Here is a 508-nt window from a genome sequence, read left to right on the forward strand (position 1 = left end):
AAGCGTCGGGTAACGGGGCAGGCTCAGCCCCGGGCGCGATCCTCCGCGCTCGGCATGAGCTGGGCGACGAGCTCGTCGAGTTCCGCGCTGCGGAGCTGGATCCCGGCCTGCTGGAGCCGGGAGCTGAGGTCGTTCCGAATCTCGCTCGGGAGCCAGCCCGCGGACACGGATCGGGCCTCGACCAGGATCTCGGCGACCCGCTCGATCGTGTCCGGGGAACGCTCGGCGAGCCCGGGCAGCTGTGCCGCCTGCTCGTGATCGACGGGCTCGTTCCCGGGGGTCGCGCTCGCAGCGGCGTGGCTGGGCTCGCGGCGGATCGCGGGCTTGGGATGGGGGAGTGCGGTCATGGGGGTGCTCCTGTTCTCGGGGGTGGGGGCGGGGGCCCGAGCGACGGGCCGGTGGTCGCGCTCGGCAGCGTGGCCGGGCCGGAGGGCGTCCGGGCCGGGCGGCGGCCCGGGGCTAGTCCGGGGTGTCGAGCGAGATCAGGGACTCGTCCTGGCGAGCGGGT

The 508-nt window shown here is 75.2% G+C and carries 1 protein-coding gene; it reads right to left on the bottom strand.

What is annotated here, in order from left to right; genetic code table 11:
• Nucleotides 1-23: 23 nt before the first annotated feature.
• A complete protein-coding gene (locus tag OOT08_RS10875) occupies nucleotides 24-347 on the bottom strand; it encodes a hypothetical protein (RefSeq protein WP_325092662.1) in 324 nt (107 codons plus the stop codon).
• Nucleotides 348-508: the final 161 nt, after the last annotated feature.

Origin of the sequence: Leucobacter sp. M11 (genome assembly GCF_035726885.1) — a bacterium.
In the GTDB taxonomy this organism is placed as follows: Bacteria; Actinomycetota; Actinomycetes; order Actinomycetales; family Microbacteriaceae; genus JAPFRB01.

Excerpts from the sequence above, each read along its gene's own strand:
- OOT08_RS10875 (WP_325092662.1), bottom strand. The coding sequence starts at position 347 with ATGACCGCACTCCCCCATCCCAAGCCCGCGATCCGCCGCGAGCCCAGC.